This window comes from Ruania rhizosphaerae (assembly GCF_009805705.1).
Classification (GTDB): Bacteria; Actinomycetota; Actinomycetes; order Actinomycetales; family Beutenbergiaceae; genus Ruania; species Ruania rhizosphaerae.
The window spans coordinates 1-20,401 of sequence record NZ_VSMB01000006.1 but is presented as its reverse complement, the minus strand read 5'-3'; the positions used below and the strand labels follow the sequence as shown (position 1 = coordinate 20,401).

17 protein-coding genes are annotated in these 20,401 nt (G+C 67.1%); 5 read left to right on the top strand and 12 right to left on the bottom strand.

From position 1 onward, the window contains the following. Nucleotides 1-82: 82 nt before the first annotated feature. The 11 genes from FV560_RS10070 to FV560_RS20535 all read right to left on the bottom strand — a co-directional run bounded on the left by FV560_RS10070 (nucleotide 83) and on the right by FV560_RS20535 (nucleotide 14,915). Nucleotides 83-1,108, bottom strand: a complete 1,026-nt coding sequence (locus tag FV560_RS10070) for an Rpn family recombination-promoting nuclease/putative transposase (RefSeq protein WP_159621410.1) — start codon at nucleotides 1,106-1,108, stop codon at nucleotides 83-85. A gap of 162 nt (nucleotides 1,109-1,270) precedes the next feature. Further along, nucleotides 1,271-4,459 (bottom strand): right-handed parallel beta-helix repeat-containing protein, encoded by a 3,189-nt coding sequence (locus tag FV560_RS10065; RefSeq protein ID WP_159621409.1) that lies wholly within the window; start codon nucleotides 4,457-4,459, stop codon nucleotides 1,271-1,273. Between the two features lie 638 nt (nucleotides 4,460-5,097). Next, a complete protein-coding gene (locus FV560_RS10060; RefSeq protein ID WP_235020049.1) occupies nucleotides 5,098-7,212 on the bottom strand; it encodes a beta-galactosidase in 2,115 nt (704 codons plus the stop codon). A gap of 68 nt (nucleotides 7,213-7,280) precedes the next feature. After that, nucleotides 7,281-8,186, bottom strand: a complete 906-nt coding sequence (locus FV560_RS10055) for a carbohydrate ABC transporter permease (protein WP_159621408.1) — start codon at nucleotides 8,184-8,186, stop codon at nucleotides 7,281-7,283. After that, on the bottom strand, nucleotides 8,183-9,127 hold the full coding sequence (locus tag FV560_RS10050; RefSeq protein ID WP_159621407.1) for a carbohydrate ABC transporter permease: 945 nt from the start codon (nucleotides 9,125-9,127) through the stop codon (nucleotides 8,183-8,185). Before FV560_RS10050 ends, FV560_RS10055 begins: the two co-directional genes overlap by 4 nt. Nucleotides 9,128-9,203: 76 nt before the next feature. Further along, a complete protein-coding gene (locus FV560_RS10045) occupies nucleotides 9,204-10,577 on the bottom strand; it encodes an ABC transporter substrate-binding protein (protein WP_159621406.1) in 1,374 nt (457 codons plus the stop codon). Between the two features lie 60 nt (nucleotides 10,578-10,637). Next, a complete protein-coding gene (locus FV560_RS10040; protein ID WP_235020048.1) occupies nucleotides 10,638-11,714 on the bottom strand; it encodes a LacI family DNA-binding transcriptional regulator in 1,077 nt (358 codons plus the stop codon). A gap of 235 nt (nucleotides 11,715-11,949) precedes the next feature. Next, on the bottom strand, nucleotides 11,950-13,032 hold the full coding sequence (locus FV560_RS10035) for a Gfo/Idh/MocA family protein (protein ID WP_159621405.1): 1,083 nt from the start codon (nucleotides 13,030-13,032) through the stop codon (nucleotides 11,950-11,952). Further along, the gene (locus FV560_RS10030) at nucleotides 13,029-13,844 is read right to left on the bottom strand and encodes a ThuA domain-containing protein (RefSeq protein WP_159621404.1); all 816 of its coding nucleotides are present in this window, start codon (nucleotides 13,842-13,844) and stop codon (nucleotides 13,029-13,031) included. The genes FV560_RS10035 and FV560_RS10030 overlap by 4 nt, the downstream gene beginning before the upstream one ends. A 56-nt stretch (nucleotides 13,845-13,900) precedes the next feature. Continuing rightward, nucleotides 13,901-14,407: a beta-propeller fold lactonase family protein gene (locus tag FV560_RS20540; protein WP_159621403.1), complete on the bottom strand. Its 507-nt coding sequence runs from the start codon at nucleotides 14,405-14,407 to the stop codon at nucleotides 13,901-13,903. A gap of 40 nt (nucleotides 14,408-14,447) precedes the next feature. Continuing rightward, a complete protein-coding gene (locus FV560_RS20535; protein WP_159621402.1) occupies nucleotides 14,448-14,915 on the bottom strand; it encodes a lactonase family protein in 468 nt (155 codons plus the stop codon). Between the two features lie 113 nt (nucleotides 14,916-15,028). Between FV560_RS20535 and FV560_RS10015 the strand changes: the two genes are divergently transcribed. From FV560_RS10015 to FV560_RS09995, 5 genes are read left to right on the top strand one after another with little or no spacing between them, the layout of a single operon-like run. Continuing rightward, a complete protein-coding gene (locus FV560_RS10015; RefSeq protein ID WP_159621401.1) occupies nucleotides 15,029-15,787 on the top strand; it encodes an IclR family transcriptional regulator in 759 nt (252 codons plus the stop codon). Then, a complete protein-coding gene (locus FV560_RS10010; RefSeq protein WP_159621400.1) occupies nucleotides 15,784-17,337 on the top strand; it encodes an N-acyl-D-amino-acid deacylase family protein in 1,554 nt (517 codons plus the stop codon). Before FV560_RS10015 ends, FV560_RS10010 begins: the two co-directional genes overlap by 4 nt. Before the next feature lie 35 nt (nucleotides 17,338-17,372). Further along, nucleotides 17,373-17,750: a RidA family protein gene (locus tag FV560_RS10005; RefSeq protein WP_159621399.1), complete on the top strand. Its 378-nt coding sequence runs from the start codon at nucleotides 17,373-17,375 to the stop codon at nucleotides 17,748-17,750. Beyond that, nucleotides 17,750-18,982 carry an alanine racemase gene (locus FV560_RS10000; RefSeq protein WP_159621398.1) on the top strand — a complete coding sequence of 411 codons (1,233 nt, stop codon included), beginning with the start codon at nucleotides 17,750-17,752 and terminating at the stop codon, nucleotides 18,980-18,982. The genes FV560_RS10005 and FV560_RS10000 overlap by 1 nt, the downstream gene beginning before the upstream one ends. 26 nt (nucleotides 18,983-19,008) lie before the next feature. Beyond that, nucleotides 19,009-19,797: an SDR family NAD(P)-dependent oxidoreductase gene (locus FV560_RS09995; RefSeq protein ID WP_159621397.1), complete on the top strand. Its 789-nt coding sequence runs from the start codon at nucleotides 19,009-19,011 to the stop codon at nucleotides 19,795-19,797. Nucleotides 19,798-19,806: 9 nt separating this feature from the next. On the opposite strand, the gene FV560_RS09990 is transcribed toward FV560_RS09995, so the two are convergent. Then, the gene (locus FV560_RS09990) at nucleotides 19,807-20,208 is read right to left on the bottom strand and encodes a DUF4351 domain-containing protein (protein ID WP_159621396.1); all 402 of its coding nucleotides are present in this window, start codon (nucleotides 20,206-20,208) and stop codon (nucleotides 19,807-19,809) included. Nucleotides 20,209-20,401 lie beyond the last annotated feature (193 nt).

The following is a 20,401-nucleotide window of genomic DNA, read 5'->3' as shown; positions in this document are numbered from 1 at the left end:
GTGACCAGGAACATTCCGCCGAGAGCACCGCTGTAGGCTTGCCCGCCCTTATCGTGCGGTGACGACCTCGCCCATGAGCGAGTCAGTTGAGGACGCCCTCAATGCTGGTGGCGTCGAAGACCCGGTCGACCCAGGTGTCGAGTTGGTCGGGGGTCGCGGACTCGATCTTGGTGGTCTGCTCGGGGGTGAGGGGTCCGAACCGCTTGACCAGGAGACGGGCGAGGGTTTCCGCGACTCCTTCGGCGCGACCTTCGGCGCGACCTTCGGCTCGGCCCTTGGCGGCGCCTTCGGCACGCCCTTCTGCGATGCCTCGTTCGAGCGTGGTGGACATGTAGGCCTCCTGTGCGTGTGATCCCAGGTCTTCGAAGAACCGGCGCACCAGCGCCGGTGGGGTATCGCTGACCTGGTAGGCGTACCCCATAATAGTTGCGAACATCCGATCCGCCCGGGTTCTTATCAGCTCCAGCACATCCGGGGTGAAGTCCGCCAGCACCCGGTCCAGGCGCTGCTGACGCGGGGCGTAGCACAGCATCGCGAACGCCACCCGGGCCGCCGGGGTCAACGGCGCCGCTAGCAAATCCCGCACGTCCACCCCGGTCAGGTCGTGCAACACATACCGAAGCCGCGGCAAGAGATCACCCAACACTTCCTCGAGGACGGGTTCATACAGCCCGTCCAGACTGGTCGGTGCATTCCACCGCCGCGTGCCCCGGTAGATCACCACCGGCACCACCGGTGGCAGCAGCGCCGGCGACCAGCCACGACTTGAGTTGCATCTCTGGTCGAGGTGGCGCCGCCAGATGCGGGTGACGTAGTCCAGCATCCGAAACGCCATCCACTGGTCCGGACTGGACTGATGTTCGACCAGGACATACACCAGTGCGGGGTTGCCGTTGAGGCGGGTGCTGAACAACAAGTCGGTGTGCCGTTCCCGCATGTCCTCGTCCACGAAGCTGCCCGGTTCCAGCCGCAACGCGTCTAGGTCCAACCGACCGGTGACCTGCTCAGGCAGGGCCGCAGCCAGTACCGAGGCCGCATGCACCGGCTCCTGCACGACTGCCCGGAACATCGCATCATGCGGGTTGGGATGCTCACTTCTGTTCGCCATTCGTGCACCGTAGATCTGGCCACCCCAACCCTGCCGGACAACCCGAGGGGGCTGTGGATAGACCGACATCGGACACATCTCACCCCGCCCAAGGCCCATGGATAGACATCGCACTGCCGGATTCCACCGAGACCCCCGTCAGCGGCCGTCCATGCCGATCACCTACCCGGCGGACGTGACGCGCACGTCCCAGTCACGGCACTCGCGCACGCCGTGCTGGTTCTCCAGCTCGCAGGTGTAGGTGTAGCGCCCGTTCTCGCGGCCAGTTACCGGGAACGAGGCCCGCTGCGACCACGGGGTGTCATCCACAAGCTCTCGACCGGCGATCAGTTCACCGTTCTCGAAGAGCCGCACCGTGTGGGCGTTCTGCCCGTGTGGGATCGACATCGTCAGTGTGAAGTCGCCGTCCCGGGCGTCGGCGGGATTGGCGAACAGACGCCCCTCGCGCGGCACGTCCGTCGCCGGGCCGGCGGGTTCCACAGGCGGCTCCGGCGCCACGGGTAGCTCACCTGCCCACCGGACTGCTGCGTCGAAGAGTGCCCACCCATCGGAGGTCACTACCTGCGCCGTACGATCCATGAGGAATGTGAACGCCCGTCGCTCCGGCGCAGGCACCCCGTCCGCGAGCGGAACGCCCGTCTCGTATGCGAACTGTCCAGATGTCCCATCGGCGAACGTGGCTGCCACCTGCGCCCCTGGCAGCGGCTCTCCGCTGCCGAGCGACGTGGGCCGCACAGTCACGTCGACTGAGCCCGCCAACCCGGCAGCGAGATCCCCGGCCTGCGAGTCGACAGTCATCGAGGTCCCTCGCTCCTGATTGACACCGCTTATTGTGGTGAATGCCATCTCGTCCAGCAGGCCGTAGTCGGAGAGCACCACGGGAACGTCGGCATCGTTGAACCGATCGGTGATCCTGCTGACGTAGACCGTCGGAGATATAACCAGCAGGTCGTAGCCATCAGCCTCGTCGCCTGTCAGGCCGTTGTGGTCGAGGATCGTCACCTTTGCGCCCAGGGCTCGCAACCTGGCGACATGCTCGGCGTCTGCTGCCGAGAGCGTCGTGTTCTGCACGAGCAGCAGTACCTCTGAGTACTCGCTGGGCGAGGTGCCGAGCCGGAGCCGGACAGGGTCAGACTCGAGTCCAACCTGGTCGGCCGCCGTGACCCAGTACGTATGCACCGACGAGCTCAATGGCTGATCGTCAGTGAGGTGGCTGACGGCATCCACGGTGGCGATCTGCTCAGTGCCCGCCCCAGTGAACTCCTCCGAGGATGACCGGTAGATCCGGTACTCAGCGAAATCCTCCTCCGGGCTGTCAGCCCAGTCGAGAACGATGCTGCCATCTGGTTGCCACGCCCCGAGCAGTGCGCCCGGCGTCGCAGGTGGGACGACGTCCTCCGGGACCTGGGCCGAAACAGGGCTCGAGTAGCTCTCCACGCCCTCGTCACTGACGGCCGAGACCACATAGGTGTAGGTGGACTCAGCGACGAGACCGTCACGGTCGGGGTACGTCGACTCCGGCACCCAGGTCGCGATCCTGTTCCCGGCAGCGGGGGTGAACGAGGCATCGGTCGATCGGTACACGTTGTAGCCGCGGATGTCCTCCCCTGGGCCCCCTTCCCAATCTAGCGTGACGCGGTAGGGAGTGACCTCATCGACCTCCAGCCCATCCGGCGCAGGAGGCGCAGCCCCGGTCGGCGGGGGGCTCGCGAGCTCGTACCGCCCGATGTCGGGTGAGCCGTCCGCGACGGTCACCGTGTCGGGCCAGCCATTGTCCTGCGGGGTCGTCGTGCCGGCATCGCGAACCGGACTGCCGGGCATGGTCCGGAGCTCGTTGTAGGCACCCGGAGTGGTGTCGAGATCTTCGAACATGGGATCGGCCTGGATTCCCAGCGATTCGAACGCTGGACTGAGCAGGCGACATTCATGGATCGTCGAGCAGGAGCCTTCGCCGTCCCAGTCATTGAACAGTACCGGGGAGCGTTCGCTGTAGTACAGGTTGCCGTTCCAGTTGTTCCCGTCTGCGGCCAGTTCGGTGTTGGTGAACTGCGCGCGCTCGCGCGTGCCGACCTCATCGCGCTCACCCACCGTGTAGAAGACGTTGTTGTAGTACTCGAAGTTCGACCACTCGTAGGCACGCTGCGTATCGAAGAGCGACATTCGCATATCGAAGAACGAGTTCTGGTAGACCCGGACGTTCTCGGCACCTGCACCCCAGTCGCGACCGTTCTTGATCGAGTAGCCGTAGCGCCAGTCCTGACCTTCACGGGGCTTGAAGTAACTGAGTTTGTTGGTGGAGAACGTATTTCGGTAGATGTAGATGGGGCCGGGTGAGTCTGAGACGATGCTGAACCCGACGTAGGTGTCCCAGAACGTGTTCTCGAAGACTTCGATTCGGGCCGAGTTGTTGCTCTCTAGTTCGATTCCGTCGTCCTTCATGTTGCTGACCGAGTTGCCGTAGACCTGGATATCGTGGCCTTGCACCTGCATCCCGTCCCAACCACCGTCGAGGACGTTGCCGTGGACCGAGGAGTCGGAGGCCTTCATCACGATCGCGTGGGCGCGCATGGGAGCGAGCAGTTCATCGGAGGATGAGCCGGAGTCGTAGTAGCCGTCCCAGAGCCAGTCGGAGGGCCAGGCGTTGGTGATGGAACTGTCGCGAACCTCCACATGAGTGCCGGCGTCCTGCTCGTCGTCGGTGCTGACTCCCCGGAAGACGTTCCTGACGTCGATGTCGTCGATGGTGACGTGCTGGTACCCGTCGCCCTTGAGGTAGATGCCGGCGAAGCCACCGCCACGGATCGTCAGTCCACTGATCGCGATGTGGGTGCTGTTCTCGACCCGGAATACCCCGTCGGACGTTCCCACGCTGATCGGCACGTCCCCGGGGTCCTGCCCTCCGTCCAAGGAGACCCACAGGGTCGAGCCGTCTCGATGGCTCTTGTCCTCCCCTCGCGGCCCCTCGTCGAAGATGTCCAAGTCGTAGTGCGCGGCAAGCAGCGTGTCGGAGTCGCGAGTCACCCAGCTGACCAGGCTCTTGTCGGCATCGCCAGTCCACGGAACGTCGACCGAGTAGACACCGTCACCGTGGTGCTCCCAGAGGTCGTTCGGTTCGAGCAGCCGCGGGTCGGCTCCGTTGACGATGACCTCCTCGCCTGGTGCTGCCTGGATCACGATCGGGTCGTTGGCCGTGCCGTGAACCTCATCGATCACCACGTTCTCGAAGTAGGTGCCTTCGGAGAGTTGAACGACATCACCGGCTTGGGCTGCGTCGACGGCATCTTGAATCGTCGGATAGCTTGCCACCACGACATCGTCACGGACGATCTCGATGGCTCCAGCAGTCGCCAATGCCTCATCGCCTGTTGCGCTTGTCGCTCCAGCGACAGCGGCGGGCACGGCCAACGCGGACGCCACTGCGGCAACGACCAGTCGCCTGATCGCACGTCGTGCACCGAAAGGCCCGTCGGAGATGCCTCGCTCACCACCTTCCTGACGAGTACTGCTCCTCCGAGAGCGCATGGACATCATCATTGATACCCCGATCCATGATCGACGACAGATCGACGCACACCAAGCGGAAGCACGCCTTCACTCCAGTGCACTGGAATGGGTCCCAAGTATCAATGGCCCCAGCGGCGATCTTTTATCGTAATCGCTGGATTCCGATCGCGTCGGGGTAGATCGATAATCTGCACTGCTCTGCTACTGCGGTTCACGCCATCAGAGGCCTGAGCGATTCTCACGATCGCTGTGGATCAGACGGACGGCGACCGCTGCCAGGAATCTCTCACGTGGCCACCGAGCGCGGCCCTCCTGACAAGGCGCATTCCGCAGCATCGCCTACACCGACCGGGTACTGAACAACAGATCCGTATGACGCTGACACAGGCCGGTCCACCCCATTCACAGAATCCCTCGTCGATCTGGCTGGACACTTGTCCAGCCAGATCGACGAGGGATTTCTGATGTGAGGGCGATGCCGTGCCTCAGTCCTCCAGCAGCACCCGCACGTCCCACGGCCCCAGGTCGAGCCTCTCGCCCGCGGCGAGACTGATGCCGTCACCCAGCAGATCCGTGACGGCAGCCGGCAGCGTGACCTCCGCCGGTTCCCACGACCAGTTGTGGACCACCCGCAGACGGCGGCCCTCACCGTTGGTCGCCGAGGTCACCGTGACTGAGCCACCCGTGAACCCGCGCCAGGCATCGCCCTCACCTGGCGCCACCCACCGCAGCACGGCAGCCGCGAGCGCTGGGTCCGGCACGGTCCCCACCGTCGTCACCCGCCCCGCTCCCGCGGACGCAGTCGTCACCGCCGGGTAGGCGCCCAAAGCCGGGTGGTCGTACTCGACCAGCACCTCAACACTGCCGGACACCCGCAGGTAGTCCGCCCAGGCCGTCGCGGCGGCACCCTCGGGAACCTCCAGCCCACTCCCCCGCACAGGCACCGGCACAGAGAGGTTCGAGAACTCCTGGTAGTCCACGCCTGCCAGCTCGGCGAGGCGCCCGGGCTTGGCTTCCAACCGGGCCCTCGCCTCAGCATCGGCATAGCCAGTGCGCGGGCCAAGCACCAGGTGCCCCCCTGCCTCGGCATAGGCCCGCAGCCAGTCGAGCAGCTCATCAGTAGCGACATACAGCGCCGGCACCAGCAACACCGGCAGTTCACCAGCCACCTCCCCCGGCTCGCGCGCCGCCAGCTGCCCGTCGTGCACAATCCGCACGGGCGCGCCGGCCTCGAACGCCCCGCGGTAGAAGGCACCGACAATCCGCTCGTAACTGCCGGCGTCACCCGAGCCATCCGGCTGAGCCAACGAGGGCTGCCCCATCAGGCCACGCTTGGACTCGTTCGACCACAACAGTCCCACCTCGGCATCCGGCACCAGTCCATGCAGGTGAGCCTCAGCCGTCTTGATCTCACCACCGAGCACGGCCAACTGCTCATACACTCGGCCCGGCTGCTGGTCATGCGGCAGCACCCCGATCCAGTAGGTCTCGGTGCCGTAGTGCAACGTGTGCCAGTGCCAGTACTCGATCATCCGCGCACCGCGAGCGATCATCGCCCAGGCGACCTGCCGCCACTGCCCGTCGAAGGCGGGCACATTCGTGGCCGGTCCCCCGATGGCGCCAGCATTCGTCTCGGTCACCAGGAACGGCGCCTGCTTGGAGGAGTACATCCGGTCGGCGCTGTGGAAGATCGTCCAGGTGCCTGTGGTCGTCCACCCCTGCGGCACGTTCTCCGGCGACGGCAGGGCCAATCCGTCCTGCATCGTGTAGTACGGGTTTCCCGCCGTCACGTCCAGTGCCCACGTCAGCTCCGGGTCGTCCACACCCGGGCGGGAGTAGGCGATACAGGTCGTCACGAACTTGCCCTCGGGAGCGATCTCGCGAACGATGCCGGCCTGCCAGGCGATGAAGTCGGTGACCAGCTGCGTCTGGAAGCGGCGCCACGCGAGGTCGTACTGCGGCTGCGCGTTGCCGTCGGGCCGCCACAGATCCGCCCACGTGCTGAGCCGGTGCGACCAGTAGGTCAGCCCCCACTCGCGGTTCAGCGTCTCCACATCGCCATACTGATGCCGCAGGTGGTCCACGAACGCCTGGAAGACGTTCTCGTTGTGCAGCAGCTGTAGGCCGGGTTCGTTGTCCACCTGGAAGCCGATCACGGCCGGGTGGTCGGCATAGCGCCCGACGACGGCCCGGATCACCCGTTCGCTGTAGAACTTGTACGCGGCGTGCGTCAGATCCATCTCCTGCCGCGCGCCCCAGTGATTGCGCTGACCGGTGCGCCGCTCCCCCGCGATCTCCGGGTACGTGCGCGCCAGCCACGGCGGCACCGCATAGGTGGGGGTGCCGAGGATGACGTCGATCCCCCGCGCCTGCGCACCGTCGAGCACCGGCTGGAGCCAGTCGAGCTCGAAACGGCCGTCCTCCGGCTCCCAGGTGGACCAGGTGGACTCCCCCACCCGGATCACGCTGAAGCCGGCCTCGGCCATCAGGTCCAGGTCACGCTCCAGGTCGCGGTCGCCGTCGGTGGGGTGGTACTCGACGTAGTAGGCAGCACCGAAACGCACGCGGTCGTTGACGTCGGTGGCGGGCAGGTCAGACAAGGAAGAACTCCTTCGGCAGGTGTGTGCTGGGTTGTGCGTGCGGGTGGCCGGACGGCGCGAACGGGTAGCTACTGCTTCACACCACCGGTCCCCAGGCCGGACTGCCAGTACCGCTGCAGGAACAGGAACGCGATCACCAGCGGCACGATGGAGACCAGCGAACCCGTGATCACCATCGAGAACAACGCCTGCGATCCCGAGCCTGCCTGCGACGTGGACTGCCACTGCGCCAGGCCCACGGTGAGCGGGTACCACTCGGGGCTGTTGAGCATGATCAGCGGCAGGAAGTAGTTGTTCCAGGTACTCACGAGTGCGAACAGCAGCACGGTCACGAATCCCGGCGCCAGCAACCGCGAGACGATGGTGACGAAGATGCGCAACTCACCTGCGCCGTCAACCCTCGCGGCCTCCTGCAAGGAGGGCGGGACAGCCCCATCGGCATACACCCGCATCAAATACACCCCGAACGGGCTCACCAACGACGGCAGGATCACCGCCCACGGGGTATCGGTCAGTCCCACCTTGGCGAACAGCAGGTAGGTGGGGATCGCGAGCGCCGTCAGGGGCACCATGATCGAGCCGAGGATGATCGCGAACAGTGCGGTGCTGCCCTTGAATCGCAACGTGGCGAACGCATATCCGGCTGCGGTGGCGAGCACGGCGGCACCGAGGGCGCTGACTCCGGCGTAGACGACGGTGTTACGGGCCCAGGCGAGAAAGATCCCGTTCTGGAAGGTGAACACGTCGCCGAGGTTGCCGAGCAGACTGAAAGAGTCGGCGAACCACAGCCCGAAGGAGGAGAACAGGTCGGCGTTGGACTTGGTGGAGGCCACCGAGAGCCACCACAGCGGGAGCAGGAAGTAGGCCACGACGGCGAGCATCACCACGGTGAGCAGCATGCTCGGCCGGGCCTTCGCGCCGGGGCGACGACCACGCGAGGTGGGCGTCGAGGATGTGGAAGCGGTCGCCGTCATCGGGTGGCCTCCTTCCGGGAGGTGGTGAGCTGGAAGATGTAGGAGACGACCATGATCACGAAGCCGAGCAGGAAGGCGATCGCGGCCGCGTAGTTCACCTCCTGGCCCACGAAGGCCAGGTTGTAGGCGTACAGGTTCGGGGTGTAGCCGTTGCCGATCACATTCGGGGCGATGGTGCGTAGGATGTTCGGTTCGTTGAACAGCTGGAAGGTTCCGATCACCGAGAAGATGGTGGTCAGCACCAGTGCCGGGCGCAGTGCCGGGATCTTGATGGCGGTGGCGATGCGCACCTCACCGGCACCGTCGACCCGCGCCGCCTCGTAGATCTCGGTGGGGATCGACCGCAGTGCCGAGTACATGATGATCATGTTGTAGCCGATGAACCCCCAGGTGACGATGTTCATGATCGAGAACAACATGAAGTCGGCGGAGAGGAAGTCCGGGCTGCCGAGCCCGGTCGCCTCGCCGAGTTGGGCGAAAGGGCCGAAGTCGGGACCGTAGAGATACCCCCACATGAGCGCCGAGATCACACCGGGAACGGCGTAGGGGATGAAGATCGCCAGGCGCACGAACTTCTGCAGTCGCAAGCGACCCGAGTCCAGCACCAGCGCGAACAACAGCGCCAGGCCGAGCATGATCGGTACCTGCATCACCAGGAACAACGCCATCCGGGCCACGCCGCCGGTGAAGGTGGCATCGCTGAGGGCGCGAGCATAGTTCTCCAGGCCCACGAACGAGGTTCCGCCGATGAGCTGCTCGCGGAACACCGACAGGTAGCCGGAGTAGCCGAGCGGCACGATCAGCATCGCGACGAACACGATCATGAAGGGCAGCACGAACAGGTAGCCGGCGCGGGCTTCCCGACGGCGGAGCGTACTGAGCGTGTTCGCGGTGCGCTGCGGACGTGGCTGGGCCGGGGCAGGGGGTGCGGTGGAGGTCATCGTCGTCTCCTTGGGCATGGGTGACCGGGGCGGGAGCTGCGGTGGGCGGCCGGCAACCGGCCGCCCACCACCGCGCTCACTCGACCGTGAAGCCCTGGGACTCGGCGTACTCGACCAGCTCGGCCTCCCACGCCTGCAGCCCGGCCACGAGATCACCCCGGTCGGCGATAGCGCTGCCGAGAGTCTCGTTGTAGGCGGAGTAGGCGAAGTCCATGAACGGCAGCCACCCGAAGTCATCGGTGGGCACCGTCTCGGAGATCTCCGCGAAGGTGGCGTTCACCTGCTGGCCGCCGTAGAACTCGGATTCCTCGGCGAGGAACTCCTCGGACTCGAGGATGCTGAGCGATGGCGGGAACAGGAACTGTTCCTCGGCGAAAGCTGTGGCGGGCTCTTCGTCGACGTTGATCCACCGGGCCAGTTCGGTCGCCGCGATCGGGTTGTCGGTCGAGGAGAGGACCGCGTCGGTGGACCCACCCCAGTTGCCGGAGATGTTCTGGCCTTCCTCCCACTGCGGCAGCGTGGAGGCGGCCCACAGGCCACTGGTGTTGCCGGCGGTTCCCTGCAGGAACACCGGCCCCCAGGCGGCCACCTGCCAACTGGCGTATTTGCCGTTGGCGAGCGCCTGGTACCACTGGTCGTTGAAGTCCGGATCGACCGAGACCAGGTCGTCGGCGATCAGACCCTGCCAGTACTCGACCACCTGAAGCACCTCGGGAGAGTCGAGGTCGATGGTCACGGTCTCTGCGCCGTCGAAAGCGAAGGGGCGGGCCCCGGCCTGCCAGAGCAGCCCGACGAACTGGCCCGGATCGTTGCCGGGCATGTTCGTGAGGTAGCTGTCCGGCATCGCCTCGCGGTAGTCGGCGGCGGCCTGCGCGAACTCGTCCCAGGTGGTGGGCACCTCGATGCCGGCGTCGGCGAACAGGTCGGTGCGGTAGAGGCTGCCGAGCGGGCCGGTGTCCTGCGGGATGCCCCACAGGCCGCTGTCGGCCGACACCTGACTCCACACCCAGTCCGGGTAGGCGGCGGAGAGGTCCTCCTGCAGGTACGGGGTGAGGTCGAGCAGGTCGCCGCCAAGGCGGAAGGAGGCCAGGTGCTGGTACTCCACCTGGGCTACGTCGGGGGCACCCGAACCGGCCTGGATCGCTGTGCGCATCTGCTGGTAGTGCTCGGCGCCCTGACCGACGTTGACGTAGTCGACATCGATCTCGGGGTAGGCCTCTTCGAACATGTCCACCTGGTTCTGGATGTCGGGCACCCAGGACCAGAAGGTGAGTTCGGTGGGAGTGCTCATCGCCTCTTCGAACTGTTCGGCGGTGATCGCCTCGGTCTCGCCGCCACCGTTGCCGGAGTCGGAGCCGTCCTCGGACCCGCCGGTGCAGGCCACGAGCGCCAGGGCGCTCAGGGAAGCCACCACCGGGGCTGCGGTTCGGCGGAAGGGGTGCGGTTTCATGAGTGCTACTTCCTCGTAGACATCAGGGGTGGTCGGCCCGGATGGGCCTGGGTGGTCGCCTCAGCGACCAGGCGCCGGCGGCGGGGCGGTGCTCCGCCGGACGACGAGCTCGGGGGTGACGATCAGGCGATCGTCATGGTGGTCGGCGTGGTTGGTGGCGCCTTCGTCCACCAGGGAGGTGAACATCTCGACGGCGCGGTCGGCCAGCTCTTGGAAGTCCTGTTTCACGGTGGTCAGTGGGACGGGGAGGTATTCGGCGTCGGGGATGTCATCGAAGCCGACCACCGAGACGTCCTCGGGCACCCGGCGGCCCGCTTCTGCCAGCGCGCGCAGCAGTCCGATCGCCATCTGATCGTTGCCGACGAACACGGCAGTGACGTCAGGATCGGCGGCGAGCCGGCGGCCGAGCTCGTAGCCGGAGCGGGACGTCCAGTCGCCCATCGCGGGCGTCGTGAGCGGACGGCCCGCCGATCGGAGCGCCTGCTGCCAGGCTTCGGTGCGGGCGGCGGCGGAGTGCCAGGCGGCTGGACCGGCGAGGTGGTGCACAGTCCGGTGGCCGAGTGTGAGCAGGTGCTCGATCGCCGCACGCGCTCCTGCTTTCTGATCGGTGACGGCTGCGGGCAGATGCATCCCCTCGGGCGGATCGCCGACGACGACGGCCGGCTTGCCGTGCAGCTCGGTCTCGTCCACGCCGTCGGAGGTGAGCAGGCTGCCCATGAGCAGGCCGTCCACGCCGCTGTCGACGAGCCGGCGGATCGCGGCAGTGACCGTCTGGGCGTCCCCACCTTCGGCGGAGGCGATCAGCACGGCCAGACCGGCGCGGCCGGCGGCGCGCTCCAGGCCCAGCAACTCCGCCGAGGGCCCATACAGGGGCGTAGCAGGGGTAAGGATCCCGACGGCGTTGCTGCGCTTGCTGACCAAGGCGCGGGCTGCGGCGTTGGGCCGGAAGCCCAGCTCGGCGATGGCAGCGTTCACACGCTCCCGGACGGCGTTGCTCACGTTCGCCTCGCCGCGCACCACGCGGGAGACGGTCTTCTGGGAGACCCCTGCGCGCTGGGCGACGTCGGTCATGACAGGTCGCGGTGCGCTGCCGGTGGCATCATCGCCCCTCGTTGACTGCGCAGTCATCTTGGTCATGACTACGTAGTCAACATCGTGTGGCGCGCCCCGTCAACCCCCCACCGGAATCAAACGTCGAATTGGCTGTTCACCCGCCCCACTCCCCGGAATCAAACGTCGATCTGGCTGGCCTGACCAGCCGAATCGACGTTTGATTCCGACAAGAGGGCGTCAGCCCGACTCGACGACGGGCGGACCGGGGCGACGGGCGGACTGGGCGATGGTCCGGGCCGGGCCGGGCCGGGCCGGGCCACTACAGGGTGACTTCGCGCCCCTGATCGGCCGAGGCATAGCACGCATCGATCACGTGGGTGCGCAGCAGCCCCACCTCACCGTGCGAGCCAGACCCACCGCGTACCAGCTCGACGAAGTCGGCCACGTTGGCCTCATGCCCGGCGTCGGGGAGCATGTCCGGGACGAGATTCGCGGGAATCCCGTCCACATCGGTGGTCACGTGGATCTGCGGGGCGTCGGGGCCCTCGACCTCGATCCGCGCACCACCCTCGGTGCCGAACAGCTCCAGGTAGAACCGGTCGTGGTCGACGAACTGCGCCCAGCTGGCCTCGAGCATCAGGGTGGCGTCGTTGTCCAGGCGGAGCAGGGCTGTGCCCAAGTCCTCCACCTCGTAAACCGCGGTGTCCCCGGCAGTCCGGGCGCCCACGCCATAGCTGCCACCACCCAGGCCGCGCGGACCGAACTCGGCGTAGGTCGAGGCTGAAACAGTCCGCACACCCGGTTCACCGAGCACGTGCAGCGCCAGGTCGAGTGCGTGGATCCCGATGTCCATCATCGGCCCGCCACCGGCGGACTCCTTGCGGGTGAACCACGTACCCAGCCCGGGGATGCCCTTGCGCCGCACCCAGCCGGCCTTGGCGTAATAGACCCGGCCGAGCACACCGTCGGCCACCAACCTGTGCAGCGTTCGTGCCGGCGCGCGGTGGCGCTTGTTGAAGGTGATCTCCAGCGCCCGGTCCGCGGCCTGCGCCGCCTCGGCCATCCGCTCGGCGTCGGCAGCAGTGGGCGCCATCGGCTTCTCGCACAGCACGTGCACCCCGGCGCCCAGCGCGGCGATCGCCATCGGCGCGTGCAGGGCGGTGGGTGTGGCGATGCTCAGCACGTCGAGGTTCGCCTCGGCGAGCATCGCCTCCAGGCTGGTGTACCGACCTGGGACGTCGTAGCGGCTCCCGAGTTCGGCGAGCAGGTGCTCTTCCATGCCAGCCAGGCCAACCAGCTCCACGCCGCCGAGCGCGTCATACCCAGCCATGTGCTGCTGCCCGGCCCAACCGAGGCCGACCACGCCGGCGCGCAGTGGTGCGTTCGCCGTCACCTGACTCATCGGCGACCCTCCTGCCCTGCCTGCATACCCGGAGCAACGCGCGCAAAGTCATCCGCGCTGAATCGCGGCGCGGGCTGGCTCACCACATCGGGCCGCTCGAACGTCGCCCGCGGCGAGGGTGCCGCCCACAGCACTCCGTTGGCGATGACGCGCTGCACGTCGGGGTGGTGATAGACGGGATAGCCCTGGTCGCCCGGGGAGAAGTAGAAGACCTTGCCCTTGCCACGGCGCCAGGTGCAGCCGGATCGGAACACCTCGCCACCGGTGAAGGAGGAGATGAAGACCAGCTCGTCCGGCTCGGGAATGTCGAACAGCTCCCCATACATCTCCTGACCCTCGATCCGGATCGGGTGCGGGACGCCGTCGGCAATCGGGTGGTCGGGCTTCACTGTCCAGACCAGCTCGGTGTCGTTGCTGTCCCGCCACTGGAGCGAGCAGGTGGTCCCCATCAGCGACTTGAAGATCTTGGAGAAGTGCGCCGAGTGGAGGACCAGCAGGCCCATCCCGGCGAGCACGCGATCGTGCACCTTGCGCACCACGGCGTCATCGACCTTGTCATGACCCATGTGGCCCCACCACGTGAGCACATCCGTGGTGTCCAGCACCTCGTCGGTGAGGCCATGCTCGGGTTGGTCAAGGGTCGCTGTGCGCACGTTGACCTGCTCGCCCAGGAGCGAAGAAATCGCATCGGCGATCGTGGTGTGCATGCCGTCCGGGTAGAGAGCAGTCATGTGCTCGGCGTCGTGGAACTCGTGCAAGTTCTCGCCCCACACGGTGACGTTCAGCGGACTCGAGGAAGTTGATTCGCGCATCGAATCAACCTATCAGGGTGAAGGCTGCCACCATGACCAGTGAGCGCCTGAACTGTTCATGTCACCGACCCCGGCGCGATACAGATCGAGTACCGAATCGAGGCAGTCGTGACGGGATCCGGCATACCCGTAAGCGCGTCCAGGCTGAAACTCGCAAGCGTTCCCGATCGCTGGTTCGCGACATACAGGAACCCATCCGAGATCACGGCGTCCCATGGGTAGTCCCCACCACTGGGAGTGGTCTCCACCAGTCGTGGCTTCCCAGTGATGTCGAAGGTCGCGATGGTGTTCGGACCCCGGTTGAGCACGTAGCAGTACCGCCCCTGCGGATCGAGCACCACAGCCGAGGGGTAGCACTCCCCCGCCTCGCCAGGCGGTCGCGTGGACACCGGCTCACCCACCGCGCCGGTCGCCAGATCGACCGGAATCAACGTCGCGGCAAGTTCTCCGACGACGTAGGCGCGGGAACCGCGGGCGACCATGTGCCGCGGCCCGGTCCCGGGAGGAACCCTGAGCTCACCGCGCCGGACCAAGCCTCCCGCAGCCGTCAGCTCGTACCGCACGATCTGATCCCCACCCAGCTCAACGACGTAGACATCACCCTCAGGTCCCGGCGGTGGTGATCATGTGCGGGTGCGCGGCGTCCTGCCGAGGACTGCATGGGCCGCTGCCTACCAGCCGCTCCGTATGCGAGGCCCGTTCGGGGGTGCCGTCCGCCCGCAACGGGAACACGCTGACGTTCCCACCTTCGTAGTTCGCGACCAGGACAAACCGCCCGCTCGGGTGCAGGCTGAGATGGCAGGCCACCTCACCGCCGGTCGGCTGAGTTGCCAGTCGTCGCCACCCGTCGCCGGCTCGTTGCCATGCTGTCAGCGTCGATCCGAGAACGCTGTAGGCCACCTGACGCTGCGCGTCGTAGGCCAGGTACATCGCACCCGCCGACTGATCGCTCCCAGACGCCCTCTCGACCGGCGTGACGTCGACGATATCCCCGTCCGCGACTGCCACCGTGGCAATCCCTTCTCCCACGATCCCGTCATGAAGCGCGGCGCTTCCCACCAGCAGTTCCATACATCCCGTCCATCATTGGTCAGAAGATTCAAACTATTGATCGTTGCTTCAAACAAACAGAATACCGTAGAGTCGTCGGGACAGAGCATTCGCGGCGGTCACCAGGAGGCCCGATGACGGACGACGGTCCGCGCGTCGTAGGCGCGGAACGCGTGCTGACGGTGCTGCGCGAACTCGCCCAGCGCAGCAATGGGGCGAGCCTGGACGAGCTGAGCCAGGCCGTCGGCGGATCGAAACCGACCATCCACCGGGCCCTGGCGTCGTTGCGCAAGATGGGATTCGCCCGGCAGGACGAGCGAGGCTCCTACCTCCTCGGGGATGAGTTCATCCGGCTCGCGTTCGCCAACCACGAGGAACGCCCGGAATACCTGAGGATCCAGCCGGCACTGCAGTCCTTGGCGCACCGGTTCGGCGAGACGGTGCACTACGCCGTGCTCGATGGTTCCTCCATCGTCTACCGCGCGAAGGTCGACCCCGCCGAGGGCAGCGTCCGGCTCACCTCGACGATCGGCGGCCGCAACCCGGTGCACAGCACAGCCTGCGGGAAGTTGCTGCTCTCCTTCGCCCTCACCAGTGATGATGGCGTCCGCGCCTGGGCGCGCAAGGCCGAGCTGGTCTCCCGCACGCCCCGCACGATCACCGATCCGGACCGGTTCGCCGCCGAGCTCGCCCAGATCCGCAAGCGCGGCTATGCCACCGAGGCCGAGGAGAACGAGACCGGGATCAGCTGCCTCGCGGTTCCGGTCTGGCTCGGCTCGCCCACCCTTCCCTCGGGCGCCGTCAGCGTGAGCGCACTGACCTACCGGACCTCGCTGGACTCACTCGTGAACGCGGTGGCCGAGATCCAGGAGATCGTGGGGACGCCGCGATGACCGCACCGATCATTCTGCGCGGGGGCACGATCGTCGACGGCACCGGCGCCCCACCCAGGCTTGCGGACCTACGGATAGAAGGAGCCGCCGTCACCGGGATCGGGACGCTCCCGCAGCGCCCGGGCGAGGTGGAGGTGGACGCCACCGGACGGCTCATCATGCCGGGGTTCATCGACGCCCACTCCCATGCCGACGGGCAGGTGTTCGCCCCTGAGGTGCAGCTGGCGCTGCTGCGCCAGGGAGTCACCACGATCGTCACGGGGCAGGACGGCGTCTCTTACGGTCCCGCGCACGACTCAGCGGCCGCGTGGTCGGCGTCGTACTTCGCCGGGATCAACGGCCGGCTCCCCCAGGCGTGGTCCGACGGCGTCACGTGGGCAGAGCTGCGCCGGTCACTGACCGGTTCAGTGCGAGTGAACACCGCTCACCTGCTCCCGCACGGAACGCTGCGCTACCAGGTGGCCGGGCTGTCGCCCGAGCTGGATCGGTCTCAACGGCACGGCCTGTTGGAGTTGGTGGCGCAGGGTCTCGCCGACGGCGCCGTGGGTCTGTCGACTGGGCTGCACTACGTGCCCGGCCTGTACGCGGACGTCGACGAGCTGTCCCAGATCGGGGGACTGCTGGCCGAGGCCGGGCGACCGTATGTGACACACATGCGCGGGTACGAGGACGAGTCTGTCGTCGGCCTGGGCGAGGTGCACCAGATCGCTGCCGCCAGTGGCGTGGCCGTGCACGTCTCCCATCTGCACGGCCCGGCCAGTCTCCTCACCCGCCTGCTGGACGATGCCGCTGATGACGGCGTCGATCTGACCTTCGACTCCTACCCCTACCTGCGCGGCTTCTCGCTGCTGACGATCCCCCTGCTACCCCCGGAGTTGCTCGCACTGGCCCCTGGCGACCTGGTAGACGCGCTCAGTTCACCCGGTACCGCGGGCGACGTGCGGCGGCACTGGGAAGCCTCGGACTACGCAGCTTTCGACAAAGCCACGATCGCCCACGCCCCGGGCTTCGAGGTCGCGGAAGGGCTCACGCTGAGGGCAGCGGCCGAGCGGGCCGGCAGCGAGCTGGACTCGTTTGCCATCGAGTTGCTGCGAGCCACTGGAGGTGCGGTCACGGCGGTGTTCGAGCAGCCGCCCACGAACAGCGAGGCCGATATGCGTGCCCTGCTGCGGCACGACGGTCAGCTCGGCGGTTCGGATGGCATCTTCGTCGGCGGGCACCCGCACCCCCGTGCGCGGGGCACGTTCTCGCGCTTCCTCGGCCACCACGTGCGCGAGCTCGGCGATTGGACCTGGGCGCAGGCCGCGGAGCACCTCGCCGCCCGCCCCGCTGAACGGTTCGGACTGGGCAACCGCGGCATTCTGCGTGAGGGCGCGACGGCGGACGTACTACTCATCGACCCCAGCCGGGTCACCGACCGGGCAACCTACGCCGAACCGACCCTGCTCAGCGAGGGCATCGAGGACGTGTGGGTGGGCGGAGAGCAAGTCCTCCACGAAGGCAACCTGACCGCCACGCTCCCGGGCCGAGCCTTGACCTGGGACTACTGACCACCACCCGATGAATCACCAAGGAGAAAACGAGCATGCCTGAGTTCATCATCAGCGACGACCTGCCCACCCCAGCCGGCCCGTACTCGCACGTGGCCAGCCATGGCGACACCGTGTGGACGGCCGGATTCGGCCCGATGGATCCGGCCACCGGGGACGTCCCCGAGGGCATCGAAGCGCAGACCGATGCGGTCATCGACAACGTCGAACGCGCCCTGGCCGCCGCCGGTCTCACGCTCGCCGATGTCGTGAAGGTCACCGTGCACCTGGAGCACCTGCACGAGCACTTCGCCGCGTTCAACGAGGTCTACGGACGGCGCTTCACCGGTACCCGCCCGGTGCGCACCACCGTCGGTTCGACCCTGATGAACATCCTGGTCGAGATCGACGTGGTCGCCGCCAGGTCCCACTGATGACGATCGGATCGACCGGCGACTGGGCGATCGACTGGACGCACAAGAGCTTCCCGCCGTCCGGAGAGGGCGTGCGCGCCGACTCGATCGGGGATCAGGGCTGGCATGCACTCACCGACTTCTCCACCCCACTGGCGGTGCTCCATGAGGACGCGCTCGAGCACAACCAACGGGTGATGAGCGACTTCTGCTCCCGTCACGGCGTAGCGCTCGCCCCGCACGGCAAGACCACCATGTCGCCCGAACTCATCGGCCGGCAGCTCGCCGGCGGCGCCTGGGGCATGACGGCGGCGACCGCCTGGCAGGCCCGGGCCATGATCACCATGGGCGCGACGCGGGTGATGATCGCCAACGAATGCCTCGACCCCGTGGGGTTGTGCTGGTTGGTCGAGCGGATGGCAGCCGATGCCGGGCTCGAGGTGCTGGTCTTCGCCGACAGCACGGACGCGGTCGATCAGATGGGCCAGATCGTGGCAGGCGCCACGCGACCGCTTCCGGTGCTCGTGGAGGTAGGCGAGCCGGACGGACGGGCGGGCCTACGAGACCACGATACCGGTATCGCAGTCGCCGAAGCGATCGCCGGGACCGCGGGGCTGCGGCTGGCTGGGGTCGCGGGTTTCGAGGGTGTGGTCGGTAGTTCACGGACGGACGCGACCGAGGCTGCCGCCCGAGCGTTCCTGACGCGGATGCGCACCCTCGCCGTGGACCTGCTCGACCAGGGTCTGCTCTCGCCCGGGGCGATCCTGACCGCCGGCGGCAGTATGTACTTCGACCTCGTCGCCGAGGAGCTCACGGGTGTTCCGGGTACCGAGGTCGTGCTGCGCTCCGGCTGCTACCTGATTCACGATCACGGCCTCTACGCCGATGCCACCCCGCTCGGCGGCCCTGACGGTCTGCAACCCGCGCTGGAGGTCTGGGCTCGCGTGCTCTCCACCCCCGAGGCGGGCCTGGCCATCCTGGACGCCGGCCGCCGGGACATCTCCTCCGACGCCGGGATGCCGCCGCTGCGGGCCCGCTTCCGCGACGGACACACCGAACCCATCCCCGATGGTGCCGCACGTATCCGCACCTTCAACGACCAGCACACCATCGTCGAGACCAGCCACCTGCGCGTCGGTGATCTCGTCCAACTCGGTATCTCCCACCCGTGCACCACCCTCGACCGATGGCGAGCCATCCCGGTCATCGACGACCAGTACCGCGTTCGCAGCTCCGTGCGCACCATCTTCTGACCCGCTCACCGACCACAAGGACCACCATGGCCACGACACCAGTCGTCCTCATCACCGGTGCCGCCGGAGGCATCGGATCGGCGATGGCGCGCCGATTCGCCGCCGACGGCGCCGCCCTCGAACTCGTCGACGTCCGCCCCGACGGACTCGCGGACGTGGCCGCAGGGCTCGTGAAGCACGGTGTGGCTGTGCACACCCACACCGCCGACATCACCGACGAAACCGCCGTCGATGCTCTCTTCGCCGAGATCAACGACCGGACGCGCGGCGTCGATGTGCTCATCAACAACGCGGCCTACGCCTACGACGAGGACCTGCATGAGACCACGCCCGACCGATGGGACGAACAGGTCGCCATCGCCCTGCGCGCCCCCTACCTGTGCACCAGGGCCGCCCTGCCCACCATGCGCGAACGAGGCCACGGGGTCGTCTGCAACATCTCCTCCGTCAACGCCTACCAGTACTACGGCAACGCCGCCTACAGCGCCGCGAAGTCGGGCCTCAACTCCCTCACCCGCAGCACCGCCGTGCGCTACGGCCGCGACGGGATCCGCGCCTTCGGCCTCGGCGTCGGCACCGTCATCACCCCCGGCGCCTGGGACGAACGACGCCGCAGAGACCCCGGCATCATCGACCGCGTCACCCGCTGGTACCCGGCCGGCCGCCTCGGCACCCCCGAAGACATTGCCAACGCCGCAGCCTTCCTCAGCTCCGAGGACGCATCCTGGATCACCGGAACCACCCTCATGATCGACGGCGGGCTGACCGCAGGGAACAACCTACTCGCTGCCGACGTCCTCTCCGGCGAGAACTGAGGTTTCGGGTCAGCGGAGGACGTCGTCGATGCTGGTGGCGTCGGTGAAGCGGTCGACCCAGGCGTCAAGCCGATCGGGTGCCGCGGCCTGGATCCGCGCGGTCTGCTCGGGGGTTAGGGGGCCGAATCGCTTGACCAGCAGACGGGTCAACGTACGCGCGACCCCTTCGGAACGTCCTTCGGCCCGCCCTTCGGAACGTCCTTCGGCCCGGCCCTGCGCGACGCCTCGTTCGAGTGTGGTGGACATATAAGCCTCCTGTGCTTCCGGCCCGAGCTGATCGAAGAACGACTTCAACTCGTCTCGTTCTGTGTCACTGACCTGGTAGGCGTACTTCATGACAATTGCGAACGTCTGATCCGCCTGGGCTCGGCGAACCAGGTCCAGCACGTCGGCAGTGAACTCGTCCAGCACCTCTGCCAGGTGCTGCTGGCGAGGAGTGACCCGGACTCACCTCAGAGGCTGTGGACAACCAGTCATCGGGACCGCGTCTCACCGACGCGAATGCGCAACCACCCGCGACGAGGGTGGCTTGAGTGTCGAAATCTTGCCCCCAATGTCAAGTGGTCGTTGCGACAGTGAGGAGTTGGTTGAGGGCTTGGGCGGG

What these genes read in the sequence shown, in the direction of transcription:
- FV560_RS10070 (WP_159621410.1), bottom strand. Translation starts at nt 1,108, where the DNA reads ATGGCGAACAGAAGTGAGCATCCCAACCCGCATGATGCGATGTTCCGG.
- FV560_RS10055 (WP_159621408.1), bottom strand. Translation starts at nt 8,186, where the DNA reads ATGACGGCGACCGCTTCCACATCCTCGACGCCCACCTCGCGTGGTCGT.
- FV560_RS10050 (WP_159621407.1), bottom strand. Translation starts at nt 9,127, where the DNA reads ATGACCTCCACCGCACCCCCTGCCCCGGCCCAGCCACGTCCGCAGCGC.
- FV560_RS10045 (WP_159621406.1), bottom strand. Translation starts at nt 10,577, where the DNA reads ATGAAACCGCACCCCTTCCGCCGAACCGCAGCCCCGGTGGTGGCTTCC.
- FV560_RS10040 (WP_235020048.1), bottom strand. Translation starts at nt 11,714, where the DNA reads ATGACCAAGATGACTGCGCAGTCAACGAGGGGCGATGATGCCACCGGC.
- FV560_RS10035 (WP_159621405.1), bottom strand. Translation starts at nt 13,032, where the DNA reads ATGAGTCAGGTGACGGCGAACGCACCACTGCGCGCCGGCGTGGTCGGC.
- FV560_RS10030 (WP_159621404.1), bottom strand. Translation starts at nt 13,844, where the DNA reads ATGCGCGAATCAACTTCCTCGAGTCCGCTGAACGTCACCGTGTGGGGC.
- FV560_RS20535 (WP_159621402.1), bottom strand. Translation starts at nt 14,915, where the DNA reads ATGGAACTGCTGGTGGGAAGCGCCGCGCTTCATGACGGGATCGTGGGA.
- FV560_RS10015 (WP_159621401.1), top strand. Translation starts at nt 15,029, where the DNA reads ATGACGGACGACGGTCCGCGCGTCGTAGGCGCGGAACGCGTGCTGACG.
- FV560_RS10010 (WP_159621400.1), top strand. Translation starts at nt 15,784, where the DNA reads ATGACCGCACCGATCATTCTGCGCGGGGGCACGATCGTCGACGGCACC.
- FV560_RS10005 (WP_159621399.1), top strand. Translation starts at nt 17,373, where the DNA reads ATGCCTGAGTTCATCATCAGCGACGACCTGCCCACCCCAGCCGGCCCG.
- FV560_RS10000 (WP_159621398.1), top strand. Translation starts at nt 17,750, where the DNA reads ATGACGATCGGATCGACCGGCGACTGGGCGATCGACTGGACGCACAAG.
- FV560_RS09995 (WP_159621397.1), top strand. Translation starts at nt 19,009, where the DNA reads ATGGCCACGACACCAGTCGTCCTCATCACCGGTGCCGCCGGAGGCATC.